Source organism: Paenibacillus marchantiophytorum, from assembly GCF_014640555.1.
GTDB classification, from domain to species: Bacteria; Bacillota; Bacilli; order Paenibacillales; family NBRC-103111; genus Paenibacillus_E; species Paenibacillus_E marchantiophytorum.
This window is the reverse complement of the sequence record NZ_BMHE01000104.1, coordinates 1-4,403: the sequence shown is the minus strand read 5'-3', so window position 1 is coordinate 4,403 and position 4,403 is coordinate 1. Positions and strand designations below refer to the sequence as shown.

Genomic DNA, 4,403 nt, shown 5'->3' with positions numbered 1-4,403 from the left:
CTTTGTGAAGCTAACTGCGGAAACTGACTGCTTATTAATTTATGAGCCAATTCTTCTGATACTTCCCATTCCGCATCCCATTGATTCGTACTTCCCATACCCATTTATCGACTCCCTCACGAAAATTGAAAATAGGCTCGACTAGCCTGTTCCATTTACAACATCATATCATTAATTTGTTCTTCTGTTCGAGAACAACCTTACCGTATGTTCCTCTATCCTGCCCGTTAGTTTAACGAGGCTGCCTATTCATGCCGGCAGCCTAACAAATACTTGTTATTCAAACTGATTTACAAAATTAGTCCCATAAGCACTAGTATGCTCCCAGTACTTTTGTCAGGATCTTAAATAACCCTATATATTATCATTTATTAACTCAACAGGATCACTATTTCTAACCATTATGTAGACCTCATTTGTGTCAAAAGGGAGTACTCTAATCCTTTCAAAAGCTGTTTCAATAAATCGTTTTGTATCCAGATTCCATATTTCTAAGTAATAAAAAACATCCAATAAAATAATAATTGCTACACCATGGTAGTGCTTTTTTGCTTTATTCTTTGCATTTAAGATAACTTCTTCAAGATAATCATACGCCTTTGATTCGAGATCCCTTTTGTCGCCTATTCTCATTTTGCTGTATCCACATTGCTTTATTAAAATTGCATCTTCACGCTCGACTTGACCATAAATAAGGGAACTTGACAATCGCATCAAAGCTTTGATTACCTAATAAAATTCTTACTAAGGCATTTTCAGGTACATATTTTGATTGACTAAAAAGATATAATGGATAAAATTCTTCAAGGAATTCTTTATACCTACCAGTCTTTAATCGGGCTAAATCATTAAGAACTTTATTTGAAGTAATTTCAGTTTTTTTATTTTCAAAATAAGTTCTCATCTGTTGTGGTGTACGAAATTCATCTAAATCCTTGAAGAATTCTTTCGAATTTATTTTCTCTGCCATTATTTCCTCCAATAAATGATTAGGTAATGTTGACATCTGCTCAGTGTTTGGAATGAACTATAGTGCCCATCAGCGAAATGGCTTGTCGCTAATATTTTTCGTTTTTAGTTATTTCAAATGCTTGCTTTAAGCAAGCGAGTTTATTCAGTTTGATCCCCATTCTATCTTTGAATACTTCCCAAATAAGTGTCGCTAAATCCACTTCTGAATTACACGACAAAGATTTCTGTGCAATTTCCCTTATTTCAATGTCGTATTCATTATCTGGAGCACCACCTGCCAGAAGCCCAACAGGGTCCCAACTATTGATTACTTGCGTTAAGTACTCTATTTCTAAGTTCACTTTTTCACCTTTTGCTTAGATTTTGTATTCAACTATCGTTCCCAGTTAGCGTAGTCCACTTATGGTGTTGCAAGCTAACTGCCGGAATTTATATTTTGATAACTTTTTATTAATGGATCTAGCGTTTCATATGCTTGAACCACATCTAGAATAATCATATTGAGTTCTTCCTGAAGTTCCAGATTATCTTTCCAAAAATCCAGATCAACTCTTAGTACTGAACCTAATAGATCTCCTCTATAATAATCCCCGGAGATTAGTGGGTTATCAACCAATCTTTCAATGGCTGTAGGGACCAGATATTCAAGTGAAATTTTCTGAAGGATCATTCTAGTAAGATCATCGTTGGTGAAATCCTTTAAAGGCTTTCTTCGTAATGCAAGACACTTTCTAATCAAACCAGTGGCTCCTTTTTCAGGATCCCCCCAATTTCCCCCGTCAAGTTCTTCTAACGTCATACTTAAATCTACCATGTCCATTTTTCACCTCAATTGACAACGTTACATTCATATATATATCGAACTAATAAAATCTGCAAAATATATAGGTCCCGGATAACCGTCCCTCAAACGCATATTGAATTCTAATTTTGATTTTTTCATTTTGAAATCCTCACTCTTCAGAAAAAAATTGTCATCTTATAAGAATTAAACCATTTATTGAACATTCCTGCCGATTAAGTGAATAAAAAAGAGACCTACAGCAACGGGCCGTGAGTCTAAGTATATTTTAAAGGGGGGTCTTGATTCTTAGTATAGGCTTAATTCATTAAGACAGAATGAAATTAATATTTCAATTTGGTTACATCTTTAAACTAACGTGTCCCTTTATCTTAATCCTCTACACGATTGTTTTAACATGATTAGCTCCCTTGGGTTGGGGGAAAATGGGGAACGGTCACACAGATGCGATTTTAGCCGATACGAACTGTCAAGCATTAATGATTGTGTAGAGCCTAATATAAAGAAACAAGACCAGCACTCCTCAGTCGAGGAACACTGGCCTTCTGCTGTAACACTTTGAATGCATCACCGGTGGATTTACAACCTTCTAGATAGTGTATTCAAATTGCGAACATTAATATACGTCATTTACTTTCTACTCTTCTCCCGTAACAACCGCATTCCCCTCATAACTAATCCAGTCGCGAGAAAAAGTGGTGATAGCACCACTTTTAAGATAATTTATATGGAAGTAGCGGAAGAACTAATCTTATATATTCTCGTACGAATCACTGCTTCGATAACAATCAGGTTAGGAATCCAGCAAAGCCAAGCTACAACACGATACCCCGCCTCGAAATCACCAAAAATCAATACAAGCGGACCCAACCAAATTCGGAGCATAACCGCTGCGAAAGTAAGCGCATAGCTGCGAAGCATCCATGCTTTATGAGCCTGAACATTTTTGACAATAATTTTGCGTAAGGCAATCCAAGTGGCTGCTACCCAAAGTACATCTAACCCGAAGAATCCAAGTCCTGCGATCCAACCGCCTGTCGCAAAAAACGATAAATATAGGCTGACAATCCCACTCGCAGAAACAGAGATAATATAAACATAACCTAGCAGTCTGTGCCTACGTCTCCTAGCATGTGATTGCTTCAAAAAAATCTGAAATGGCCCAATGGCAAGGGCCAACATTGCAGTTACTATATGAACATACAGCACATACACCCAAGGTGTTAGATGAAAGTCCGGCTTTTGCAATTTAAAAGAAACGAGTCCAGCATTACGAGCACTCAATACTCCATACTGAACAATGGCATAACCTACTATTGCAAATGCAAAAATGAAAACGAGTGCCCGAATGATTTTGTTCCCCATTGTAATCCCACTTTCCTTTCTCACTTCTGTGCATCCAACGTTTTGGCCAAAGCGCTCTCTAAGGAAGTAGCCACCAAACCGAATCGCTTGGAGAAAGGTCTACTATCCACGATAAAATCTTGCTCGAACTGATACAGCATTTCTATGCTTTCTCGCGCTGCTGGTATGAACAATCCTCCTAATCTAAGCATACCCTTTCCCATGGTGCGAATAACTGCGGGCAATCCAGCAAGCCGATAGGCTATTTCAACAAATTCCCTTGTTGTAACTGTGGCTGCATTCGGCACATGCCAAGCACGACCAAATGCGTCATCATTTTGACTTAAGACAACATGACCGTGCAAACTTTACCCTTCATGATTGGCTTGAAGAGCCGCGAACCTACAGATGAATTATGAACATCCGGTCCAAAAAAATCCGCGCCTCGTCCCATCGTCACCTGCAGCTTGCCCTCTTGGTGCAATTGTAGCAGCCTACTCGACATCTCTGCCCGAATTTCCCCCTTCTTAGTAGTGGCGGTGTAAGGTAAACTTTCATGCATGTTCCCTTTGACCTGCCCATACATATATAAGTTTTCAGCAACGGCCAGCTTTGCTCCGGCAGTCATGGCCCCTGACACAATACTATCCTGAAAGATAAAAATAATTCATCCACTTTGGATATGGTGGCTGCGCACATTGAAAGACAACCTTTGCCTGCTTCATAATGGCCTTCGATTGATCCTTGTCCATAAGGTCTGCTTTCTCTACCCTTACCCCTGATGGGACTGTCGCTTTCCCGCTCATACTCACCAGTCTAACCGACTCTCCCATTTTATTTTATCCTCCTAGTCGATTTTGTGGATAAAAATAAATATAAACCCTATAGCAACTATAGGGTCAATACTCTTCGAACGGAAACTTGGAGTTCCACAAAAGTATTAATGGAGATTTGATGCTTAATAAAACGATAAAAGACCGATGAGCATCTAACTTTTCCATGTTATAACCTCTAAATACAGTTATACCCAGTTTATTACAACTCGCTATTCTACGCTATGCTGCCCGTTAGCACAACGCGGCTGCCGATCTATGCCAGCAGCCGCGTCTTAGTTGTTTATTACGCTATAGTTCTGCGTTAGCTGTAACTAAATGCCACTAGAAACTAAATTTTCGAACTTCTTTTTTTCATGTGTTATTCAATTTGGCTTGAAGCCTTACCAAATAAGGGGAATTAAATGATACCGTGTTTTCTTACAATAATCCTCATATCCTTTCAACTCTTT

General features: G+C 38.7%; 8 protein-coding genes. All 8 read right to left on the bottom strand.

Annotated elements, in window-relative coordinates:
- Positions 1–354: 354 nt before the first annotated feature.
- The gene (locus IEY34_RS35905; protein WP_189021025.1) at positions 355–633 is read right to left on the bottom strand and encodes a hypothetical protein; all 279 of its coding nucleotides are present in this window, start codon (positions 631–633) and stop codon (positions 355–357) included.
- 37 nt (positions 634–670) lie between these two features.
- Positions 671–970 (bottom strand): hypothetical protein, encoded by a 300-nt coding sequence (locus IEY34_RS35900; RefSeq protein ID WP_189021023.1) that lies wholly within the window; start codon positions 968–970, stop codon positions 671–673.
- A gap of 88 nt (positions 971–1,058) precedes the next feature.
- Positions 1,059–1,313, bottom strand: coding sequence for a hypothetical protein (locus tag IEY34_RS35895; protein ID WP_189021021.1), 255 nt, complete (start codon positions 1,311–1,313; stop codon positions 1,059–1,061).
- Between the two features lie 74 nt (positions 1,314–1,387).
- Positions 1,388–1,786 (bottom strand): contact-dependent growth inhibition system immunity protein, encoded by a 399-nt coding sequence (locus IEY34_RS35890; RefSeq protein WP_189021019.1) that lies wholly within the window; start codon positions 1,784–1,786, stop codon positions 1,388–1,390.
- 711 nt (positions 1,787–2,497) lie between these two features.
- Complete coding sequence (locus tag IEY34_RS35885; RefSeq protein WP_229758026.1) at positions 2,498–3,163, bottom strand: DUF2306 domain-containing protein; 666 nt, start codon at positions 3,161–3,163, stop codon at positions 2,498–2,500.
- Positions 3,160–3,483: a Rossmann-fold NAD(P)-binding domain-containing protein gene (locus IEY34_RS35880; protein ID WP_189021017.1), complete on the bottom strand. Its 324-nt coding sequence runs from the start codon at positions 3,481–3,483 to the stop codon at positions 3,160–3,162. Before IEY34_RS35880 ends, IEY34_RS35885 begins: the two co-directional genes overlap by 4 nt.
- Positions 3,462–3,758: a Rossmann-fold NAD(P)-binding domain-containing protein gene (locus IEY34_RS35875; RefSeq protein WP_189021015.1), complete on the bottom strand. Its 297-nt coding sequence runs from the start codon at positions 3,756–3,758 to the stop codon at positions 3,462–3,464. The genes IEY34_RS35880 and IEY34_RS35875 overlap by 22 nt, the downstream gene beginning before the upstream one ends.
- A 4-nt stretch (positions 3,759–3,762) precedes the next feature.
- Positions 3,763–3,951, bottom strand: a complete 189-nt coding sequence (locus IEY34_RS35870; RefSeq protein ID WP_189021013.1) for a hypothetical protein — start codon at positions 3,949–3,951, stop codon at positions 3,763–3,765.
- Positions 3,952–4,403 lie beyond the last annotated feature (452 nt).